This window comes from Pseudomonas sp. M47T1, assembly GCF_000263855.1.
Taxonomy (GTDB): Bacteria; Pseudomonadota; Gammaproteobacteria; order Pseudomonadales; family Pseudomonadaceae; genus Aquipseudomonas.
Genome location: NZ_AJWX01000006.1, coordinates 144851 through 164253, shown reverse-complemented (window position 1 = coordinate 164253; position 19403 = coordinate 144851). Strand labels below are relative to the sequence as shown.

The following is a 19403-nucleotide window of genomic DNA, read 5'->3' as shown; positions in this document are numbered from 1 at the left end:
TATCGCCCGGCCCGGCCCGAGGGCAGGTACAACAACGCAGGGATGCACCGGCACAGTTGCACCGCCTGCGGCAGCCACTTTGAGGTTGAGAGTAGAATGAGGACACTACCCAATCCAGGAACCGACATGTCCGAACCCTTGGTTATCCCCTGCCCCCACTGCAACGGCCTCAACCGTATACCCGCCGAACGCCTGGGCGACTCGCCCAAATGTGGCCGCTGCAAAAGTGCAGTGATCCTGGCCAAGCCGTTCGATCTCGGCCAGGGCGCCTACGCCAGCCAGATCAAGGGCGACCTGCCGCTGCTGGTGGACGTGTGGGCCGAGTGGTGCGGGCCCTGCAAGTCATTCGCACCGATCTTCCAGCAGGCCGCCACGCAATTGAGCGGGCGTTGCCGCCTGGCCAAGCTGGACAGCGAAGCCAACCAGCAACTGGCCGGGCAGTTGGGCATTCGCTCCATTCCCAGCCTGATCCTGTTCAGAAACGGCCGCGAAGTGGCACGCCAGAGCGGCGCGTTTCCACTGCCGCAGTTGGTGGCATGGCTCACGTCCCAGGGGATTTAGACAGCGTTGTGTTCCAGCAGGTGATGCAGTTCCACGAACTGCTGGGTCAGCTTGTGCCGCGGGTCTAGATGGATCAGCGGCATGCTCGCCTGGTGCGACTCGCGCATGCGCACCGAGCTGTTGAGGTACACCGGCAGCACTGGCAGGCCTTCGGCGATCAGTTCGTCGAGCATCTGCTGGGGCAAACTGGCCCGGGCCTGGAACTGGTTGACGACAATGCCTTCCACTTCCAGGTCTTCATTGTGGTCGTCACGCAGTTCGCCGATCTCGGCAATCAGGCCATATAGCGCCTGGCGCGAGAAGCTGTCGCAGTCGAAGGGGATCAGCACGCGGTCGGCGGCGATCAACGCCGATACCGCGTAGAAATTCAGCGCTGGCGGCGTGTCGATGTAGATGCGGTCGTAGTCTTCGGCCAACTCATCCAGCAGCTTTCGCAGCTTGTTGATCTTGTGCTTGGCCTCAAGCTTGGGCTGCAGATCGGCAAGCTCTGCGGTGGCCGTGACCACATGCAGGTTATCGAAAGGCGTTTCGTAGATGTCCACGGTGTTCTTCTTGGCAAACGGCCCGGAGGACAGGGTCTGCTTGAAGAAATCGGCGATGCCCATGGGAATGTCTTCGCCCGTCAGCCCGGTGAGGTACTGGGTCGAGTTGGCTTGCGCATCCAGATCGATCAACAGGGTGCGAAAGCCCTCCTGCGCGCTGACTGCCGCCAGATTGCAGGCAATGCTCGATTTGCCCACGCCACCTTTCTGATTGAACACCACGCGCCGCATGGGTAGACCTCCGTGTACCAGTGAATGAGCCAGTGTAGATGGCCAGCCAGCTCATAAGCCAGCACCTTTGGATCAGAGGAGTCCTACCGGTTTTTCGGAAGTGGCCAACTATGCCTGATCAGCCGCCGAGGCTATTGTTGCCCACCCGACGGGCCAGCCTGGCCAGCTTGAAAGCAGGCTTTTTGATATCATTGCCGAATGGTCGTGTCGCCGTGACTGATTGATACCTACACGACCGTCTGTAATGTTTTGTAGCCGCGATGTAACCAATGTTTGCTACTAACAGCCCTCATCCGGATAATGCGCGCCACTCCGATACTACGCCGTTACATGGCGAGCCGCAGACGCGAGTCGATTCCCATGGAATGGAAGCCCGCAAGGGCAGGAAAACCGTACAGTGATCAACTTCAACATCGCACAATGGCGGGCCTGGGCTCCAGGGCTGACCACGGGCGACGACTGGCTGAAATGGAGCCGGGCGCCCTGCCCGCTCGACTGTGGCGATGCCGCTCCCGACGTGTCATTCCTGCCAGCCATGCAACGGCGCCGTCTTGGCAGGCTGGCCCGCATGGCCTTTCACGTGGGTTGGCCGCTGGCCGACGACCGCCCGGCCATGCCGCTGGTGTTTATGTCCCGCCACGGCGAAACGCCGCTTACCTTCAACATACTGGGTGACCTGGCCGCGCGCGAGCCACTGTCGCCTACCCAGTTCAGCCTGTCCGTGCACAACGCGGTCATTGGCCTGTGGTCGATACTGCGCGCCGAAACCAGTGAAATGACGGCACTCGCCGCCGCCGGTGACGGGCTGGAACATGGCTTGCTGGAAGCGGCGGCATTGCTGGGGGATGGCGCCGAGGCCGTGCTGCTGGTGATCTGCGAGGAACAGCCGCCTGCGGCCTATTCGCAATGGATCACTGACGTCCCCTTTCCTTACGCCGTAGGCCTGGTCATTACGCCGGGCGACGACTGGAGCCTGGCGCTTGCGCCCGCCGCCCAGGATGCAGCGACCTGCCAATGGCCCCATGCGCTGAACCTGCTGCGCGCCCTGACCACACAGCAATCTCACTGCCACCACGTATGGAAACGCCGCGCATGGAACTGGCAACGCAACCGCTGAGCAAGGCTCGCACTACCTGGCTGTGGCGCCTGATTGCCACGGCCACCAGCTTCGCCCTGTTCGGGCTGGGCGGCCTGTGCCTGCGCGTGTTTATTTTGCCCTTGCTGGCCCTGCTGCCGGGCAGCTCCGAGGCCCACCACCGCCGCGCTCGCCGCACCGTCAGCCAGCTTTTCTGGCTGTTCATCCGCTTCATGGCCCGCGCCGGCGTGCTGACCTATGAGGTAAGTGGCGCAGAGCGCTTGGGCCGGCCGGGGCAGATGATCATCGCCAACCACCCCTCGCTGATCGACGTGGTGTTCCTGATAGGCCTGGTGCGCGACGCCAACTGCGTAGTCAAGCAGAGCCTTTGGCAAAACCCGTTCACCCGGGGCGCCGTACGCGGCACCGGCTATATCAGCAACGACGGCAGCATGGGCATGCTCGACACCGCCGTGGGCGCGCTGGAACAGGGCCAGACCCTGATCATCTTTCCCGAGGGCACCCGCACCTGCCCGGGCCAGCCGCCCAGTTTTCATCGCGGCGCCGCGGCCATTGCATTGCGCGGGGCCCAGGTGATTACCCCGGTGGTGATCACGGTCAACCCCGCCACTCTGACCAAGGCCGAGCCCTGGTACCGGATCCCATCGCGCCGCGTGCATTTCAGTTTGCGCGTAGGTGCCGATATAGAACCACAGGCGTTCGCCGCGCAAGGCCCTGCACCCAAGGCTTCGCGCGCACTCAACGATCATCTGCACCATTACTTCATCAAGGAGCTCGCCCTCAATGAGCGCTCTGCACCCCGAGCTTAACCATGAAATCAAGCTGTTGATCATCGACGCCCTGGGGCTCGAAGACATCAGCGCCCAGGACATCGGCGACGACCAGACTCTGTTCGGCGAAGGCCTGGGCCTGGACTCGGTCGACGCCCTGGAACTGGGCTTGGCCATCCAGAAGCGTTTCGGCATCAAGATCGACGCCGACGCCAAGGACACCCGCAATCATTTCAGCAGCGTGACCAGCCTTGCGGCTTTCGTCACGGCAAAAAAGGCCGCGTGAGGCAGTACCATGCAAACCCGTGAAGACATTTTCAACACCCTGCGCGATGCCCTGGTCGAGCTGTTCGAACTGGAACCCGAGCGCGTCACCCTTCAGGCCAACCTGTACCAGGACCTGGAAATCGACAGCATCGACGCCGTGGACCTGATCGATCACATCAAGCGCAAGACCGGCAAGAAAATCGCCGCCGATGAATTCAAGGCCGTGCGCACCGTCGATGACGTGGTCGAAGCCGTGTACCGCCTGGTCAACGCCGCCGCATGAAACAGCTGATTGGCCTGGTGCTGGTTGTGGCCGGCCTGGTGTACCCCTTCGCGGTGTATTTCGGCATGGAGCACTTCGCACCCTGGCAGTTCGGCCTGTTGCTGGGCTGCCTGTGGCTGGGCCGCGCCCTGACCGGTGAACGGCGAGCCGGCAACCTGTGGATGGCCGCGCTGGTCCTCGGCTTCTGCCTGGTGCTGGCGCTGTTCGACAACCCGCACCTGCTGCGCTGGTACCCCGTGCTCATCAGCAGCCTGTTGCTGGCGCTGTTCGGCCTGAGCCTGCGCCACGGCATGCCCATGGCCGAGCGCCTGGCACGGCTCAGCGAGCCGACGCTGCCGGACGTGGCCATTGCCTACACCCGCAAGGTCACCCAGGCCTGGAGCCTGTTCTTCCTGGGCAACGGCCTGATCGCTGCCGCCCTGACCCTGTGGGCGCCCCTGAGTTGGTGGACGCTTTACACCGGCCTGATCGCCTACGGGTTGATGGGCCTGCTGTTCGCCGCCGAATGGTTGATTCGACAACGCGTAAGAGGCCGCGCATGAGCTGGATACCCCTAGAGCACCTGCTGCTCGAGCCCGAGCCAAACCGCGAAGTGACCTTCGCCCCGGCCATGAGCCTTGAGCAATTGCGCAAAAGCGCGCTGGCCCTGGCCGCAGGCCTGCAAGCGCGCGGCATCAAGCGCGTGGCGGTGTACCTGGAGGACGCCGGCGAACTGGCTATCGCGCTGTTGGGCGCCTGGCGCGCAGGCGCCAGCGTGCTGCTGCCCGCCGACTTGCAGGCGCAGACGCGCCAGCGCTGGTCGGCCGAGGTGGACCTGTGGCTGACCGACGAGCGACCAGGGCTGGGCGAGCTATACGCCGAACCATTGCCTGGCGCCCCGCTGGACCTGGACCGCCTGCAACTGAAGCTGTGCACCTCCGGCTCCACTGGCGCACCCAAGGGTATCGACAAGACACTCCGGCAACTGGCCAACGAAGTGCAGGCGCTGCACACCCTGTGGTCGGCGGACCTGGGCAATGCCTGCATCATTGGCAGCGTGGCCACCCAGCACATCTACGGCCTGCTGTTCCGTGTGCTGTGGCCGCTGTGTGCGGGCCGGCCGTTCCTGCGCCGGCAATTGCCGTTTGCCGAAGACATGCAACGCCACAGCCGCGAGTACCCGGCGTTTGCCTGGGTGGCCAGCCCCGCGCTGCTCAAGCGCATGGGCGAAAACCTCGACTGGCAGGCCATGAGCGCCGTCAAGCGGGTGTTCTCGTCCGGCGGCGCCCTGCCGGCAGACGCCGCAGCACTGTTGGCCGAGCGCATCGGCCAGCGCCCTACCGAGATCCTTGGCAGCTCGGAAACCGGCGGCATCGCCTGGCGCCAGCAGGACAGCCTGTGGCAAGCCTTCGCCGACGTGCGCCTGAGCCAGAATGCCGAAGGGGCTTTGTGCATCGAGTCGCCCTACCTTGCCCCAGGCCATGTGGAACAAACCGCCGACGCCGTCGAGTTTGCCGCCGATGGCCGTTTCAACCTGCTGGGTCGGTTGGACCGTATCGTCAAGCTGGAAGAAAAACGCGTGTCGCTGCCCATGCTCGAACAGGCTCTGCTTGAGCATCCCTGGGTACAGGACGTACGCCTGGGCATGATCCAGCAGGCCCGGGCCAGCCTCGGCGCCCTGCTGGTGCTCAGCCCCGAAGGCCTGCAAGCGTTGCACAGCGGCGGCCGGCGGGCGCTGACCGAACAGCTGCGTCAGCACCTTGCCGGCCACTGCGAAGCCATTGCCTTGCCACGCCGCTGGCGACTGCTGCGCGAGCTGCCATTCAACAGCCAGGGCAAACTGCCCCAGGCCGAGGTGAACAACCTGCTGCTGGCACCCCGGCCCAAGGCGCCGGAGTTGCTGGCCTGCCGCCAGGAGGGCGATGAGTGGCAACTGCAATTGGCCGTGCCCGTGGACCTGGCCTTCTTCAGCGGCCATTTCCCCAGCGCCCCGGTATTGCCCGGCGTGGTCCAGGTGGACTGGGCGCTGGCACTGGGGCAGCAATGGCTGGCCTTGCCACCGCGTTTTGCTGGCATGGAAGTCTTGAAGTTCCAGCAACTGGTGCGTCCCGGCGACCTGCTGGACCTTACCCTGCGCTTGGACAACGAACGCGGCAAGCTGCACTTCAGCTACCGCCATGGCGGCAACCCCTGCTCAAGCGGCCGCATACTGCTGGAGGCCGCCCATGCATAAGCCTTGCGCGGTAATTCCGGTGTACAACCACGAGCGCGCAGTACCGGCCGTGGTCGCCGAACTGCTGGGCGCAGGCCTGCCTTGCGTGCTGGTGGACGACGCCAGCAGTCCGGCCTGCGCTCAGGTGCTGGAGCATCTGGCCGCCGAACCCCAGGTGTGGCTGGTGCGCCTGCCGGCCAACCAGGGCAAGGGCGGCGCCGTGATGGCAGGCTTGCGTGAGGCTGCTCGCCTGGGTTTCAGCCATGCGTTGCAGGTGGACGCCGACGGCCAGCACGACCTGCAGGACATCGCCCGCTTCATCGAACAATCGCGCCAGCACCCCGAAGCCTTGGTGTGCGGCTACCCGCAATATGACGCCAGCGTGCCCAAGGGGCGCCTGTACGCCCGTTACCTGACCCACGTGTGGGTGTGGATCAACAGCCTGTCGCTGGCCATCCCCGACTCCATGTGCGGATTTCGCATTTACCCATTGCCACCCACCCTGCGCCTGATCGACCGTGTGCGCCTGGGCCGGCGGATGGATTTCGACCCCGAAATCCTCGTGCGCCTGGCCTGGCAAAATCAGGCCATGCGCTGGTTGCCCACCAAGGTGCATTACCCCCAGGACGGGCTGTCGCACTTCCGCCTGTTCCACGACAACGCGTTAATTTCGAAAATGCACGCCAAGCTGTTCTTCGGCATGTTGCTGCGCTGGCCGCTGATCCTCTGGCGACGGTGGCTGGCGTGAGTGAACGGCAACACTGGGCTGCCCACCAGGAGCGCGGCAGCTTCTGGCTGATGAAACTGACCGCCTTCGGCATCCGCGTACTGGGCCGGCGCGTGCTGAGCCCGATCCTGTACGGCATCGTGTTCTATTTCTTCCTGTTCGGCCGCAGCGCCCGGCGCAGTGCCTGGCAGTACCAGCAACACCTGGCCACCTGGTCGGCCAGGCCGCAGCTCAAGCCCGGGCATTGGCGAGTGTTCCGCCAGTTCATGGCCTTTGCCGACGCCCTGTTGGACAAGCTCGACGTATGGAACGGCAAACTCGACATCAACCACATCGAGATTGTCGACCCGGGCAACCTGCGCGCCCAATTGCGCGGCGCACGCGGCCAGATGCTGGTGGGCGCCCACCTGGGCAACCTGGAAGTGTGCCGGGCCCTGGCCGAGCTGGGCGAGCAAGTCACCATGAACGTGCTGGTGCACACCAAGCATGCCGAACGCTTCAACCGCCTGCTGGGCGAAGCCGGGGCTACCAACCTGCGGCTGATCCAGGTCAGCGAGCTGGACCCGGCCATCATGCTGCAACTGAGCCAGCGCCTGGACCGCGGCGAGTGGCTGGCCATTGCCGGCGACCGGGTGCCGCTGCACGGTGGCCGCCACGTGCGGGTGAATTTCCTCGGCCACCCGGCCGCCTTCCCCCAGGGCCCGTGGCTGCTGGCGGGCCTGCTCAAGTGCCCGCTCAACCTGATGTTCTGCCTCAAAAGCGAAGGCCGCTATCGCGTGGTATTGGAACCTTTCGCCGACACCATTCAATGGCGCCGCAGCGACCGCGACCAGGTTATTGCCCACTGGGCTGCCCGCTACGCCGACCGGCTCGGCCACTACTGCCTGCAAGCCCCGTGGCAATGGTTCAATTTCTACCCATTCTGGAAGACCGATGACGACTCCCGTGCTTGAGCCGGTAACCTTTGGTGCCACCCCCCTGAGTATCGAAGCCCTGCTGGCCGTGGCCAACCGCCAGGTGAAAAGCCGCCTGCAGGCCGACGCCGCGTACCGCGAGCGCATCGCCAATGGCGCACGCTTCCTTGACTCGCTACTGGACAAGGAAGGCGTGATCTACGGCGTCACCACCGGCTACGGCGACTCGTGCGTGGTGGCCGTGCCCCTGGAACACGTGGAGGCCCTGCCTCGCCATTTGTACACCTTCCATGGCTGCGGCCTGGGTAAACTGCTGGGCCCGCAGGCCACCCGCGCCGTGCTGGCGGCGCGCTTGCAGTCGTTGTGCCACGGCGTGTCGGGGGTACGCATAGAGTTGCTGGAACGCCTGCACGCGTTCCTGGCCCACGACGTATTGCCACTGATTCCAGAGGAAGGCTCGGTGGGCGCCAGCGGCGACCTGACGCCGCTGTCCTACGTGGCAGCCACCCTGTGCGGCGAACGCGAAGTGCTGTGGCAGGGCGAACGCCTCAGCGCCCTGGAGGTGCACCGCCAACTGGGCTGGGAACCCCTGGTGCTGCGCCCAAAGGAAGCCCTGGCACTGATGAACGGCACCGCCGTGATGACCGGCCTGGCCTGTCAGGCGTTTGGCCGCGCCGAGTACCTGCTGAAGCTGGCCACGCGCATAACCGCGCTCAATGTGGTTGCCCTGCAAGGCAACCCCGAGCACTTCGACGAGCGCCTGTTTGCCGCCAAGCCGCACCCGGGGCAGATGCAGGTGGCCGCCTGGCTGCGCCAGGACCTGGCCATCGACGCCCCCACCGCGCCGCTGCACCGCCTGCAGGACCGCTACTCGCTGCGCTGCGCCCCCCATGTGTTGGGCGTGCTGGCGGACAGCCTGGGCTGGCTGCGCGGTTTTATCGAGACCGAGCTGAACAGCGCCAACGACAACCCCATCATCGACGCCGAGGCCGAGCGCGTGCTGCATGGCGGGCACTTCTACGGTGGTCACATTGCCTTCGCCATGGACAGCCTGAAGAACCTGGTGGCCAACGTCGCCGACCTGCTGGACCGGCAGTTGGCCCTGCTGGTGGACACCCGCTACAACCATGGCCTGCCCAGCAACCTGTCCGGCGCCAGCGCCGAACGGGCCATGCTCAACCATGGCTTCAAGGCCGTGCAGATCGGCGCCAGCGCCTGGACCGCCGAAGCCCTGAAAAACACCATGCCGGCCAGCGTGTTCTCGCGCTCCACCGAATGCCACAACCAGGACAAGGTGAGCATGGGCACCATTGCTGCCCGCGATGCCCTGCGCGTGCTGGAACTGACCGAGCAGGTGGCCGCCGCCACACTGCTGGCCGCCCAGCAAGGCGTTTGGCTGCGCGGCCGTGGCGAGGGTGCGCGGCCGCTGCCCGCGCCCCTGGCCGCCATGCACCGGCAATTGGCCGAAGACTTCCCTCCGGTGCTGGAAGACCGCGCCCTGGAAGGCGAACTGCGCCTGTGCCTGACGCGTATCGCCGAGCAACACTGGAGGCTGCATGCGTAGTCAGGGTGCCATTCACGCCGATACCGAAGTCCTGGTGCCATTCTTTGACATCGACACCATGAACGTCGTCTGGCACGGCCATTACGTCAAGTACCTGGAAGTGGCGCGCTGCGCCCTGCTGGACCACATTGGCCACAACTACACGCACATGCTCGAATCCGGCTATGCGTGGCCGGTAATCGACCTGCAACTACGCTATGTGCGCGGTGCCACCTTCGGCCAGCGCCTGAGCGTGCGCGCCAGCCTGGTGGAGTGGGAGAACCGCCTGAAGATCAACTACCTGATCAGCGACGCGGCCAGCGGCGAACGCCTGACCCGCGCAAGCTCGGTACAGGTGGCGGTCGAAATCGCCAGCCGCGAGATGCAACTGGCCTCGCCGCAGGTGTTTATCGACGCCGTGAACCGGAGCCTGCCATGCGCCGACTGATCACGGCCCTGGCGCTGATGCTGCTGGCGTGCGGGGCCCAGGCGTTCGACCTGCACGAACTGAGCGCGCAAATGGCCAACCCTGCGGTGGTGCACGGCCCGTTCATTCAGGAAAAACACCTGCGCGCCCTGCCCATGCCGTTGACCAGCCAGGGCACCTTCGTGCTGGCAAGGGACTTCGGCCTGCTGTGGCTGCTCAAGACACCGCTGCAACAGGATTACCGCATCACCGCACAGGGAATTGCCCGGCGCGACGCCACCGGCTGGCAGATGCTGCCCGAGCGCAATGCCGGCAGTGAGCAGAACCGGCTGTTCTTCGCCGTGCTGCAAGGCGACACCAGCGCCCTGGAGCGTGACTTCGAACTTCAGCTCAGCGGCGCCAGCGACCATTGGCAACTGCGCCTGACCCCACGTTCGCTGTTGCTCAAGCAAATCTTCACGCAGATCCAGATCAGCGGCGGCCATTACGTCGAGCGCATCGAGCTGAGTGAAACCCAAGGCGACAGCACCGTGCTGCGCATGCCCCACAGCATCAGTGCCATGGCCTTGAGCGATTCGGAGCAACACGATTTTGTTCAGTGAACGGCACCTGCCACGGCTGTTCCTGTTGTTGCTGCTGGCGGTCATGACCCTCGCGGCCTGGCAATGGCATGGCGCCTCGCCGCTGTCTGCCAACCTGATGGAGCTGGTACCCGGCGGCGCGCCCGACGCCCTGGAGCAGCGTGCCGAACAGCGCGTGCAAGAACCGCTGAACCGCGAATTACTGGTGCTGGTTGGCCATTCTGACAAACATCAGGCCATCGCTCTGGCGCAATCCCTGGCCGGGCAGTGGCAGGCGAGCGGGCTGTTCGAGAAGGTGCAGTGGACCCTGCAGGCCGACCTGCCCGCATTGCGCAAACAACTGCTGCAAGGGCGGCTGTCGATGCTGGCCAGTGCCGACCGCGACCAACTGATCAATCACCCCGACGCCTTCATCCAGCAACGGCTAAGCGCCCTGTTCGACCCGTTCACCGGCTTCAGCCTGGTGCCCAGCCAGGACGACTGGTTGGGCCTTACCGCACGCATTCAGAACAGCCAGCCGCACCACGGCGCGGTGCAGTTGGACATTGGCAGCGGTGCGCTGCTGGCCCAAGCGGACGGCAATTACTGGGTGCTGCTACGCGCCCGAACCCTGGGCGATGCCTTCGACATGCAACTGCCGCTCAAGGTTGATGACCTGCTGAGCGGCGCCCGAACCCAAAGCGCGGCCGCGCACGGTCAGCTATTGGCGGCCAGCGGCTTGCTGTATGCCGCCAATGGCCAGCGCGAAGCCAGCCGGGAAATAGCCTGGGTGGGCGGCGGCGCCACGCTGGGTATTCTCTTGCTATTGTTGCTGGCCTTCCGCCGCTGGCGAGTGCTGCTGGCGTTCCTGCCGGTGCTGGTGGGCATGCTGTTCGGCGCCACCTGCTGCATCGCGCTGTTCGGGCACATGCACGTGATGACATTGGTGCTGGGTTCCAGCCTGATCGGCGTTGCCGTGGACTACCCGCTGCACTACCTGTCCAAAGGCTGGAGCCTGCGCCCCTGGCACAGCTGGCAGGCCCTGCGCCTGACCCTGCCGGGGCTGAGCCTGAGCCTGGCCACCAGTTGCATCGGCTACCTGGCCCTGGCCGCCACGCCGTTTCCGGCGCTGACCCAGATCGCCTGCTTCTCCGCCGCCGGGTTGCTGGGTGCCTACCTGACCGCGGTGTGCCTGCTGCCGGCGTTACTCAAGGGCGTGCAACTGCAACCGGCGCAATGGCCGCTGAGCATGGCCCAGCGCTTGGTGGACGTGCGCCAGGCGCTACTGGCCCGGGTCGCCAGCGCGTGGCTGCTGGCCCTGCTGCTGGCATTCTGCGCCGGTGGCCTGTGGCACCTGACGGTCAAGAATGACATTCGCCAGTGGGTTGGCGCACCGCCACAATTATTGGAACAGGCCCAGGCCGTGGCGCGCATCACCGGTTACCAGCCCACCAGCCAGTTCTTCCTGGTGCAGGCCGCTGACCCGCAACAGTTGCTGGTACGGGAAAAGGCCCTGGACCTGCGCCTTGACGTGCTGGTCGCCAAGGGCAAACTGCAGGGCTACCTGGGCCTGGCGCAGCTGCTGGCCACGGCCGAGCAACAGGCGCAAGTGCGCGACGCCCTGGCGCGCCTGCCCGAGCGTTGGCAACCGCTGCTGGCGCTGGGCGTGCCCGAAGCGGCCTTGCGCGGCGAGCTGGCAACCCTGCTGGCCTTGCCCGACCAGACCATCGAACAAGCACTGCAAGGGCCGTTGAGCGAGCCTTGGCGGCCGTTGTGGCTGGGCAGTGATGGCCACGGCGTGGCTGCCATGGTCAGCCTGCAAGGGCTGGCCAACAGTGCCTTATTGCAGTCGGTGGCACAGGACCTGCCGGGGGTGAAACTGGTAGACCGTCTGGGCGCCCTGAACCAGGTATTCGCGGCTACCCAAGTCAGCGCCGCCGAGCTAAAGCTGCTGTCCTGCGCCCTGATCGTGCTGTTGCTGGTGTTGCCATTTGGCTGGCGCGGCGCCTTGCGCATTGTCGCCCTGCCGCTGCTGGCCGCGCTGTGCAGCTTGGCAAGCCTGGGCTGGCTGGGGCAGCCACTGACCTTGTTCAGCCTGTTCGGCCTGCTGCTGGTTACCGCCATCAGCGTCGACTACGCCATCCTCATGCGCGAACGCATTGGCGGGGCTGCCGTCAGCCTGCTGGGCACCCTGCTGGCGGCGGCCACCACCTGGCTGTCGTTCGGCCTGCTGGCCGTGTCCAGCACACCGGCGGTGAGCAACTTCGGCCTGTCGGTGAGCCTGGGCCTGGGCTTCAGCTTCCTGCTGGCACCCTGGGCCGGTGAACACCCGCATAAGGCGGCGGCATGATGGTCGCGTGTTTCTGGCTGCTGCATACCCTGCGCCTGCCCATGATTGACGCCCTGATGTTCATGACATTGCTGCTGGCCGCCGAACATTTCAAATTCAAAACACTGATTTTCGGCCTGCCCTACCTGCTGTGCACGAAACGCCTCAAGGTAGAGCCGCGCCTGCCGCTAAACCCGGTCTGGATGAAAACCGTGCAAAACGGCGTGGCCATGCCGCTGATCATGGCCTTGCGTATCGTCCAGATCGATGTTCAGTGCGCCCTGCAAAGCCTGGGCTGGATGCCGATAGCCACGCTGCTGCCAGCGCTGGCCGGCCTACCCTCGATTCCCCTGAATACTGCTCAACCTGCAAGGAGGCATCATGCCGAACACTGAGATGGAACAACGCCAGGTGGTGGTGATTGGCGCGGGGCCATCGGGTGCCATCGCTGCCGCCCTGCTAAAGCGCCGCGGCCATGATGTACTGATCATCGAACGCCAGCGCTTTCCGCGCTTTTCCATTGGCGAAAGCCTGCTGTCGCATTGCATCGACTTCATCGAAGAAGCCGGCATGCTCGAAGCCGTTCAGGCTGCAGGCTTCCAGCGCAAGAACGGCGCGGCCTTCGCCTGGGGCGAGGAATACAGCGCCTTCGACTTCGGCGATACCTTCACCCAGGGCAAGCCCAGCACCTACCAGGTGCAGCGCGCCGACTTTGACAAGCTGCTGGCCGACCAGGCCGAGCAGCAAGGCGTGGAAATTCGCTACGAAGAAGAAATCGTCAGCGTCGACTTCAGCGGCGCGCACCGGCGCTTGCAGGTTCGCCGCCTGGACGGCAGCGAGTACAGCGTGGCTGCCCGCTTTGTGCTCGACGCCAGCGGCTATGGCCGCGTGCTGCCACGCCTGCTGGACCTGGAAGCACCGTCCAATTTCCCGGTGCGCCAGGCCATCTTCACCCACATCGAAGACCGTATCGACTGCCAGGCGTTTGACCGCGACAAGATCCTGATCACCACCCACCCCACTCATCGGGACGTGTGGTTCTGGACCATTCCGTTCAGCAACGGCCGTTGCTCCCTTGGCGTGGTGGCCGCTGCCGAGCACTTCAAGGGCCAGGACAACCTGGACGCCTGCCTGAAGGAATTCGTGGCGCAGACCCCGAGTCTTTCGCGGGTATTGCAGTTCGCCGAATGGGACACCCCGGCGCGCACCATTGGCGGCTATTCGGCCAACGTCAAGGTGCTGCATGGCCCCGGCTTCGCGCTGCTGGGCAATGCGGCGGAATTCCTCGACCCGGTGTTTTCGTCCGGCGTGACCATCGCCATGCGTTCGGCGAGCATGGCCGCCGGGCTGCTCGACCGCCAACTGAACGGCGAGGCCGTGGACTGGCAAACCCAGTTCGCCGAGCCACTAAAGCGCGGCGTGGACACCTTCCGTGCCTACGTGGAAGGCTGGTATGACGGCAGCTTCCAGGACGTGATCTACCACCCCGGCAGCTCGGCAGAAATCCGCCGCATGATCAGTTCTATCCTGGCCGGCTACGCCTGGGATGAGCGCAACCCCTTCGTGGCCGAACCCAAGCGGCGCTTGCGCATGCTGGCCGAAGTCTGCGCGCGGGTGCCAGCATGAACGGCCCGTACCTGAGCGACAGCTATGTCGAAGAAACCCGCTTCGGCTTCTGGTTCCTGCGCAGCCACACCTGGCAGCACCATGTGCTGCGCGTGGCGATCAACGACCTGCGCAGCCTGTTCAGTGAACCGCTGCCCCTCGCCCCGGTAGTGCTGGACGCCGGCTGCGGGCAAGGCAAGTCGTTCCAGTACCTGAACAAGGTGTTTGCCCCCGGTCAACTGCTGGGCAGCGACGCCGACCCACATAGCGTCGACCTTACTCGCCTGGAAGCGGCGCGCCTGGGGCTCAATGCCCAGGTACAGGGCGCCGACTGCGCCAGCCTGCCCCACGCCGACGCCAGCGTGGACCTGCTGTTTTGTCACCAGACCTTCCACCACCTGGTGGAACAAGGACAGGCACTGGCCGAGTTCTATCGCGTACTGAAGCCGGGCGGCTACCTGTTGTTCGCCGAATCCACCGAGGCGTACATCGACACCTGGGTTATCCGCTGGCTGTTCCGCCACCCCATGCACGTGCAGAAAAGCGCCGCGGGTTACTTGCAGATGATTCGTCAGCAAGGCTTCGAGTTCGGCCCGCAGAACGTTTCCTACCCGTACCTGTGGTGGAGCCGCGCCAAGGACTTCGGCCTGCTGGAACGCCTGCGCCTGCGCAAGCCCAAACCCTTCGGCCAGCGTGAAGAAACACTGGTGAACGTGGTGGCACGCAAGCCCCTCGGTGGCCAGCCATGAAACGCCTGCTGTGGCTGGCCTGTGCCCTGCTGCTCAGTGCGTGCGCCGCCCGTCCGCCGCTGCCTGCGCGCTTGCCGGAGCTGGCGTTGCCGATGCAGTTGCATGTGCAGCGGCTGCAAGGCAGCGAGCGCCAGGACTGGCTGCTGGTCATCCAGCAGCAGGATGCCGGGCTGCGCTGGTCCATGATCGACCCGCTGGGTATTCCCGTCGCCCGCCAGTTGCTGGTCAACGGCCAATGGCAGGCCGACGGCCTGTTGCCGCCCAACCCGGCGGCGCGCGAGCTGTTTGCGGCCTTGCTGTTTGCCCTCACCAACCAGCAGCAGTTGTCGTCGATGTATCCATCAGCGACCACCGCTGGCCAGACCCGCCAGTTGGGCGAGCGCTGGGCGGTGCGCTACCGCGCCGGCGATGACCTGACCCTGACCTTGGCCCAGGGCCTGCGCTATGAAATCAGCCCCTTGCCCGTCGAGGTCTCGCCATGACTGCCTACCTCAATGCCCTGGGCCTTACCTGTGCCCTGGGCCGGGGCCAGGCCGAGGTGGCCCGCGCCCTGTTCGCTGGCGCAAGCCCGGGCATGCGCCCGCAGCCTGGCTGGGTGCCAGAACGCAACCCGCCCGTGGGCGCCGTGCCCGGTGACCTGCCGGAAATACCTGAACACCTGGCCAACCACCGTAGTCGCAACAACCAACTGCTACTGGACGCCGCCCTGCAGATCGAGCCGCAATTACAGGCAGCCATCCAGCGCCATGGCGCCGACCGCGTGGCCGTGGTGCTGGGCACCAGTACCTCGGGCATCGACGAAGCCAGCGGGCATATCGCCGCCTACCTGCGCGATGGCCAGTTCCCGCCCGACTATCGCTACGGGCAGCAGGAGCTGAACGCCCCGGCGGACTTCCTGGTGCAGTGGCTGCAGCTGTCGGGGCCGGCCTATGTCATCTCCACTGCCTGCACCTCCAGCGCCCGCGCCCTGATGAGCGCGCGCCGCCTGCTGGACCTGGGCCTGTGCGACGCGGTGATCTGCGGCGGCGTGGACAGCCTGTGCAAGCTGACCCTGAACGGCTTCAGCGCGCTGGAGGCGGTGGCGCAGGAACGCTGCAACCCGTTCTCGCGCAACCGCCAGGGCATCAATATTGGCGAAGCAGCGGTGCTGTTCCTGATGACCCGGGAAAACCTCGGCGAGCAGGCCCGGCCCCTGGCGTTGCTGGGTGCCGGCGCCAGCAGCGATGCGCACCATATTTCCGCCCCCGAGCCGTCTGGGCGCGGGGCCATCGACGCCATGAACAAGGCCCTGCGCCAGGCCGGCCTCCAGGCCCACCAGGTGAACTACCTAAACCTGCACGGCACCGCCACGCAACACAACGATGCCATGGAAAGCCTGGCAGTGGCCCAGGTGTTCCCGGCGGGGCTGCCGTGCTCGTCGACCAAACCGCTCAGCGGCCACACCCTGGGGGCCGCCGGCGCACTGGAGGCGGCGTTCTGCTGCCTGAGCCTGGCCGAGAACGCCGTGCCTCCCCACGTGTGGGACGGCGAGGCCGATGCCTCCTTGCCGACGCTGGACTGGGTAGTGCCCGGCCAGCCACTGGCCGCCACTGGCAGCCGCCACCTGATGAGCAACTCGTTTGCCTTCGGCGGCAACAACGTCAGCCTGATAATTGGAGACGCCCCATGATTGCCTGGCCCGTCGCCGAGCTGTTGCCCCATGCCGGCGACATGATTTTGATCGACCACGTCGAATCGTTCGACGAAGACAACATCCATACCCACGTCAGTGTGCGCGCCGGTGGCCTGTTCAGCCGCGAGGACGGCAGCCTGCCCGCCTGGGTGGGTGTGGAACTGATGGCCCAGACGGTCGCCGCCTACGCCGGCTGCCGGGCGCGCCAGAACGGCCAGCCGGTGGAACTCGGCTTCCTGCTGGGCAGCCGCAAGTACGAATGCAATGTCGAGCATTTCCCCTTGGGCAGCACCCTGCATATACACGCCCTGCGCTCGCTGGAAGACGAGAGCGGCATGGGTGTATTCGAATGCCACCTTAGCGGCCCCGGCATCCAGGCCAGTGCCCGCCTGAACGTTTATCGCCCACCCCAGGCCGCGCAGTACCTGGGCGCGCCACAGGAGCCTTCACATGTCTGAATCCATTCTGGTCACCGGTTCGAGCCGCGGCATCGGCCGCGCCATTGCCCTGCGCCTGGCCCAGGCCGGCTTTGACCTGGTGCTGCATTGCCGCAGCGGCCGCAGCGAGGCCGACGCCGTGCAGGCCGAAGTCCAGGCCATGGGCCGTCAGGCCCGCGTGCTGCAATTCGACGTGGCCGACCGCGCCGCCTGCGCGCACGTGCTATTGGATGACGTGGAAACCCACGGCGCCTACTACGGCGTGGTGTGTAACGCCGGGCTGACCCGCGACGGCGCCTTTCCGGCCCTGAGCGAGGAGGACTGGGACCTGGTGATGCGCACCAACCTGGACGGCTTCTACAACGTGCTGCACCCGGTAATGATGCCGATGATCCGCCGCCGCGCCCCGGGGCGCATTGTCTGCATCACGTCGGTGTCGGGCATGATTGGCAACCGCGGGCAGGTCAACTACAGCGCCTCCAAGGCCGGCGTGATAGGCGCCGCCAAGGCCCTGGCTATCGAATTGGGCAAGCGCAAGATCACCGTCAACTGCGTGGCCCCCGGCCTGATCGACACCGCCATGCTCGACGAAAACGTACCGGTGGAGGAGCTGATGAAGATGATCCCGGCGCAGCGCCTGGGCACCGTCGAAGAAGTGGCGGGCGCGGTCAACTTCCTGATGTCGGCCGAGGCCGGCTACATCACCCGCCAGGTGCTGGCCGTGAACGGGGGACTGTGCTGATGAAGCGCGTCGTCGTCACCGGCATGGCCGGTATCACCTCGCTGGGCAGTGATTGGGCCAGCATCGCCACGCAATTCAGTGCCGGGCGCAGCGGCATTCGGCGCATGGACGAATGGGACCGGTTCGAAGAACTGAACACCCGCCTGGCCGGCCCCATCGATAACTTCAAGGTGCCCGCGCACTGGACTCGCAAGCAATTGCGCAGCATGGGCCGGGTCTCCCGCCTATCGGTGGCCGCCGCCGAGCAGGCCCTGATCGACGCCGGCTTGCTCAACGACCCGATCATTCGCGACGGGCGCATGGGTGTGGCCTGCGGCTCATCCACCGGCAGCACCGACGAGATCAAGGCATTCGGCAACATGCTGCTCAACTCGGTGGCCGAGGGCCTCAACGCCAACTCCTACGTGCGCATGATGCCGCACACCACCGCCGCCAATATCAGCATCTTCTTCGGCCTTACCGGGCGCCTGATTCCCACCTCCAGCGCCTGTACCAGCGGCAGCCAGGGCATCGGCTATGCCTACGAGGCCATCAAGTTCGGCCGCCTGCCGTTGATGCTGGCCGGCGGCGCTGAAGAACTGTGCCCCACCGAAGCCATGGTCTTCGATGCCCTGTACGCCACCAGCCTGAAAAACGATGCCCCGCAGACTAGCCCGCGCCCTTACGACAGCGGCCGCGACGGCCTGGTGATTGGTGAAGGCGCCGGCATGCTGGTGCTCGAAGAACTGGAGCATGCCTTGGCGCGCGGCGCGCACATCCATGCCGAGATTGTCGGCTTCGGCAGCAACGCCGATGGCCAGCACACCACGCGCCCGGAGCAGGCCACCATGCGCCGGGCCATGGAGTTGGCCCTGGAAGACGCCGGCCTGGCGCCTGATGCCATTGGCTACGTCAACGGCCACGGTACCGCCACCGAGCAAGGCGATATCGCCGAAACCCTGGCCACCAGCAGCCTGTTCGGCGCGCGCATGCCCATCAGTTCGCAGAAGAGCTTCCTGGGCCACACCCTGGGCGCCTGCGGGGCGCTGGAGTCCTGGTTCAGCATCGAAATGATGAACCGCGACCAGTACGTGCCCACCCTGAACCTGGACGTCATCGACCCGCTGTGCGGTGAGCTGGATTACCTGCGTGGCGAGTTCCGCCACATGAACAATCAGTACGTGATGAACAACAACTTTGCCTTCGGCGGCGTCAACACCTCGTTGGTATTGCGCCGCTGGGCCTGATTTCATAACCCTGGAGAAAATGGAATGTCTTCCATGCTACGCCTGCTACTTGTTGCCCTGATGCTTGCCAGTGTCACTGCCTGCACCAGCCGCAAGATCATCACCCCCGACCGCACCGTGCCTGCCGGCGTCACCGCCAGCAAGGAACAGGTGAAGCAAGCGGTCCTCAGCACCCTGGCCGCGCGCAAGTGGACCGTGGAAAGCGTTGACAGCGACGTCATCCACGCCCAGGTGAACGTACGCGCCAAATACACCGCCAAGGTCGACATCGCCTACGCCGCCGGGCACTACCGCATCAGCTACCGCGACAGCCAGGACCTGGGCTACAAGGACGGCAAGATCAACCGCAACTACAACCGCTGGGTGATCCTGCTCGACCGTAGCATCCTGCGCAAACTGCAGGGCGACGCCAGCGACGCCCAGGACGAACACGATTTGGCCGAGCTGCAGGGCAAGGCACAGTAATACTTGCGGGAGGTAATGCCGCAGGCGCTGCGGGGCGGGCCTTCGCAGCCTGGCGGCGGCTCCGGG

The 19403-nt window shown here is 65.4% G+C and carries 23 protein-coding genes; 22 read left to right on the top strand and 1 reads right to left on the bottom strand.

Annotated features, from left to right (window positions below; genetic code table 11):
- The first annotated feature begins 126 nt into the window (after window positions 1-126).
- The gene (trxC, locus tag PMM47T1_RS09640) at window positions 127-561 is read left to right on the top strand and encodes a thioredoxin TrxC (protein WP_008368108.1); all 435 of its coding nucleotides are present in this window, start codon (window positions 127-129) and stop codon (window positions 559-561) included.
- Here trxC and PMM47T1_RS09635 read toward each other — a convergent pair.
- A complete protein-coding gene (locus PMM47T1_RS09635) occupies window positions 558-1334 on the bottom strand; it encodes a ParA family protein (RefSeq protein ID WP_008368106.1) in 777 nt (258 codons plus the stop codon). The genes trxC and PMM47T1_RS09635 overlap by 4 nt on opposite strands.
- A gap of 397 nt (window positions 1335-1731) precedes the next feature.
- Between PMM47T1_RS09635 and PMM47T1_RS09630 the strand changes: the two genes are divergently transcribed.
- The 21 genes from PMM47T1_RS09630 to PMM47T1_RS09530 are packed head-to-tail and all read left to right on the top strand — an operon-like array spanning window position 1732 to window position 19337.
- The gene (locus PMM47T1_RS09630) at window positions 1732-2451 is read left to right on the top strand and encodes a beta-ketoacyl synthase chain length factor (protein ID WP_008368104.1); all 720 of its coding nucleotides are present in this window, start codon (window positions 1732-1734) and stop codon (window positions 2449-2451) included.
- Window positions 2427-3239: a lysophospholipid acyltransferase family protein gene (locus PMM47T1_RS09625; RefSeq protein ID WP_008368102.1), complete on the top strand. Its 813-nt coding sequence runs from the start codon at window positions 2427-2429 to the stop codon at window positions 3237-3239. The genes PMM47T1_RS09630 and PMM47T1_RS09625 overlap by 25 nt, the downstream gene beginning before the upstream one ends.
- Window positions 3214-3486, top strand: a complete 273-nt coding sequence (locus PMM47T1_RS09620; protein ID WP_008368101.1) for a phosphopantetheine-binding protein — start codon at window positions 3214-3216, stop codon at window positions 3484-3486. Before PMM47T1_RS09625 ends, PMM47T1_RS09620 begins: the two co-directional genes overlap by 26 nt.
- A gap of 9 nt (window positions 3487-3495) precedes the next feature.
- Window positions 3496-3750: an acyl carrier protein gene (locus tag PMM47T1_RS09615; protein ID WP_008368098.1), complete on the top strand. Its 255-nt coding sequence runs from the start codon at window positions 3496-3498 to the stop codon at window positions 3748-3750.
- A complete protein-coding gene (locus PMM47T1_RS09610) occupies window positions 3747-4292 on the top strand; it encodes a membrane protein (protein ID WP_008368096.1) in 546 nt (181 codons plus the stop codon). The genes PMM47T1_RS09615 and PMM47T1_RS09610 overlap by 4 nt, the downstream gene beginning before the upstream one ends.
- Entirely contained in the window at window positions 4289-5962 is a 1674-nt protein-coding gene (locus PMM47T1_RS09605; RefSeq protein WP_008368095.1) for an acyl-CoA synthetase family protein, read from the top strand. Before PMM47T1_RS09610 ends, PMM47T1_RS09605 begins: the two co-directional genes overlap by 4 nt.
- The gene (locus PMM47T1_RS09600) at window positions 5955-6689 is read left to right on the top strand and encodes a glycosyltransferase family 2 protein (RefSeq protein WP_008368093.1); all 735 of its coding nucleotides are present in this window, start codon (window positions 5955-5957) and stop codon (window positions 6687-6689) included. Before PMM47T1_RS09605 ends, PMM47T1_RS09600 begins: the two co-directional genes overlap by 8 nt.
- The gene (locus tag PMM47T1_RS09595) at window positions 6686-7621 is read left to right on the top strand and encodes an LpxL/LpxP family acyltransferase (RefSeq protein ID WP_008368091.1); all 936 of its coding nucleotides are present in this window, start codon (window positions 6686-6688) and stop codon (window positions 7619-7621) included. The genes PMM47T1_RS09600 and PMM47T1_RS09595 overlap by 4 nt, the downstream gene beginning before the upstream one ends.
- Complete coding sequence (locus tag PMM47T1_RS09590) at window positions 7602-9146, top strand: HAL/PAL/TAL family ammonia-lyase (RefSeq protein WP_043300893.1); 1545 nt, start codon at window positions 7602-7604, stop codon at window positions 9144-9146. The genes PMM47T1_RS09595 and PMM47T1_RS09590 overlap by 20 nt, the downstream gene beginning before the upstream one ends.
- On the top strand, window positions 9139-9573 hold the full coding sequence (locus PMM47T1_RS09585; RefSeq protein ID WP_008368086.1) for an acyl-CoA thioesterase: 435 nt from the start codon (window positions 9139-9141) through the stop codon (window positions 9571-9573). The genes PMM47T1_RS09590 and PMM47T1_RS09585 overlap by 8 nt, the downstream gene beginning before the upstream one ends.
- Window positions 9561-10154, top strand: coding sequence for an outer membrane lipoprotein carrier protein LolA (locus PMM47T1_RS09580; RefSeq protein WP_008368084.1), 594 nt, complete (start codon window positions 9561-9563; stop codon window positions 10152-10154). Before PMM47T1_RS09585 ends, PMM47T1_RS09580 begins: the two co-directional genes overlap by 13 nt.
- Before the next feature lie 43 nt (window positions 10155-10197).
- A complete protein-coding gene (locus tag PMM47T1_RS09575) occupies window positions 10198-12462 on the top strand; it encodes an MMPL family transporter (RefSeq protein ID WP_443216088.1) in 2265 nt (754 codons plus the stop codon).
- Window positions 12459-12836 (top strand): hypothetical protein, encoded by a 378-nt coding sequence (locus tag PMM47T1_RS09570; RefSeq protein ID WP_043300892.1) that lies wholly within the window; start codon window positions 12459-12461, stop codon window positions 12834-12836. The genes PMM47T1_RS09575 and PMM47T1_RS09570 overlap by 4 nt, the downstream gene beginning before the upstream one ends.
- Window positions 12823-14067 (top strand): NAD(P)/FAD-dependent oxidoreductase, encoded by a 1245-nt coding sequence (locus tag PMM47T1_RS09565; protein ID WP_008368078.1) that lies wholly within the window; start codon window positions 12823-12825, stop codon window positions 14065-14067. The genes PMM47T1_RS09570 and PMM47T1_RS09565 overlap by 14 nt, the downstream gene beginning before the upstream one ends.
- A complete protein-coding gene (locus PMM47T1_RS09560) occupies window positions 14064-14795 on the top strand; it encodes a class I SAM-dependent methyltransferase (RefSeq protein ID WP_008368076.1) in 732 nt (243 codons plus the stop codon). Before PMM47T1_RS09565 ends, PMM47T1_RS09560 begins: the two co-directional genes overlap by 4 nt.
- The gene (locus tag PMM47T1_RS09555) at window positions 14792-15277 is read left to right on the top strand and encodes a hypothetical protein (protein WP_008368073.1); all 486 of its coding nucleotides are present in this window, start codon (window positions 14792-14794) and stop codon (window positions 15275-15277) included. The genes PMM47T1_RS09560 and PMM47T1_RS09555 overlap by 4 nt, the downstream gene beginning before the upstream one ends.
- Window positions 15274-16464: a beta-ketoacyl-[acyl-carrier-protein] synthase family protein gene (locus tag PMM47T1_RS09550; protein WP_008368072.1), complete on the top strand. Its 1191-nt coding sequence runs from the start codon at window positions 15274-15276 to the stop codon at window positions 16462-16464. The genes PMM47T1_RS09555 and PMM47T1_RS09550 overlap by 4 nt, the downstream gene beginning before the upstream one ends.
- Window positions 16461-16925 (top strand): ApeP family dehydratase, encoded by a 465-nt coding sequence (locus PMM47T1_RS09545; protein ID WP_008368070.1) that lies wholly within the window; start codon window positions 16461-16463, stop codon window positions 16923-16925. Before PMM47T1_RS09550 ends, PMM47T1_RS09545 begins: the two co-directional genes overlap by 4 nt.
- The gene (gene fabG / locus PMM47T1_RS09540) at window positions 16918-17646 is read left to right on the top strand and encodes a 3-oxoacyl-ACP reductase FabG (RefSeq protein ID WP_008368069.1); all 729 of its coding nucleotides are present in this window, start codon (window positions 16918-16920) and stop codon (window positions 17644-17646) included. The genes PMM47T1_RS09545 and fabG overlap by 8 nt, the downstream gene beginning before the upstream one ends.
- Window positions 17646-18872 carry a beta-ketoacyl-ACP synthase gene (locus PMM47T1_RS09535; RefSeq protein ID WP_008368067.1) on the top strand — a complete coding sequence of 409 codons (1227 nt, stop codon included), beginning with the start codon at window positions 17646-17648 and terminating at the stop codon, window positions 18870-18872. Before fabG ends, PMM47T1_RS09535 begins: the two co-directional genes overlap by 1 nt.
- Window positions 18873-18896: 24 nt before the next feature.
- A complete protein-coding gene (locus tag PMM47T1_RS09530; protein WP_043300891.1) occupies window positions 18897-19337 on the top strand; it encodes a hypothetical protein in 441 nt (146 codons plus the stop codon).
- Window positions 19338-19403 lie beyond the last annotated feature (66 nt).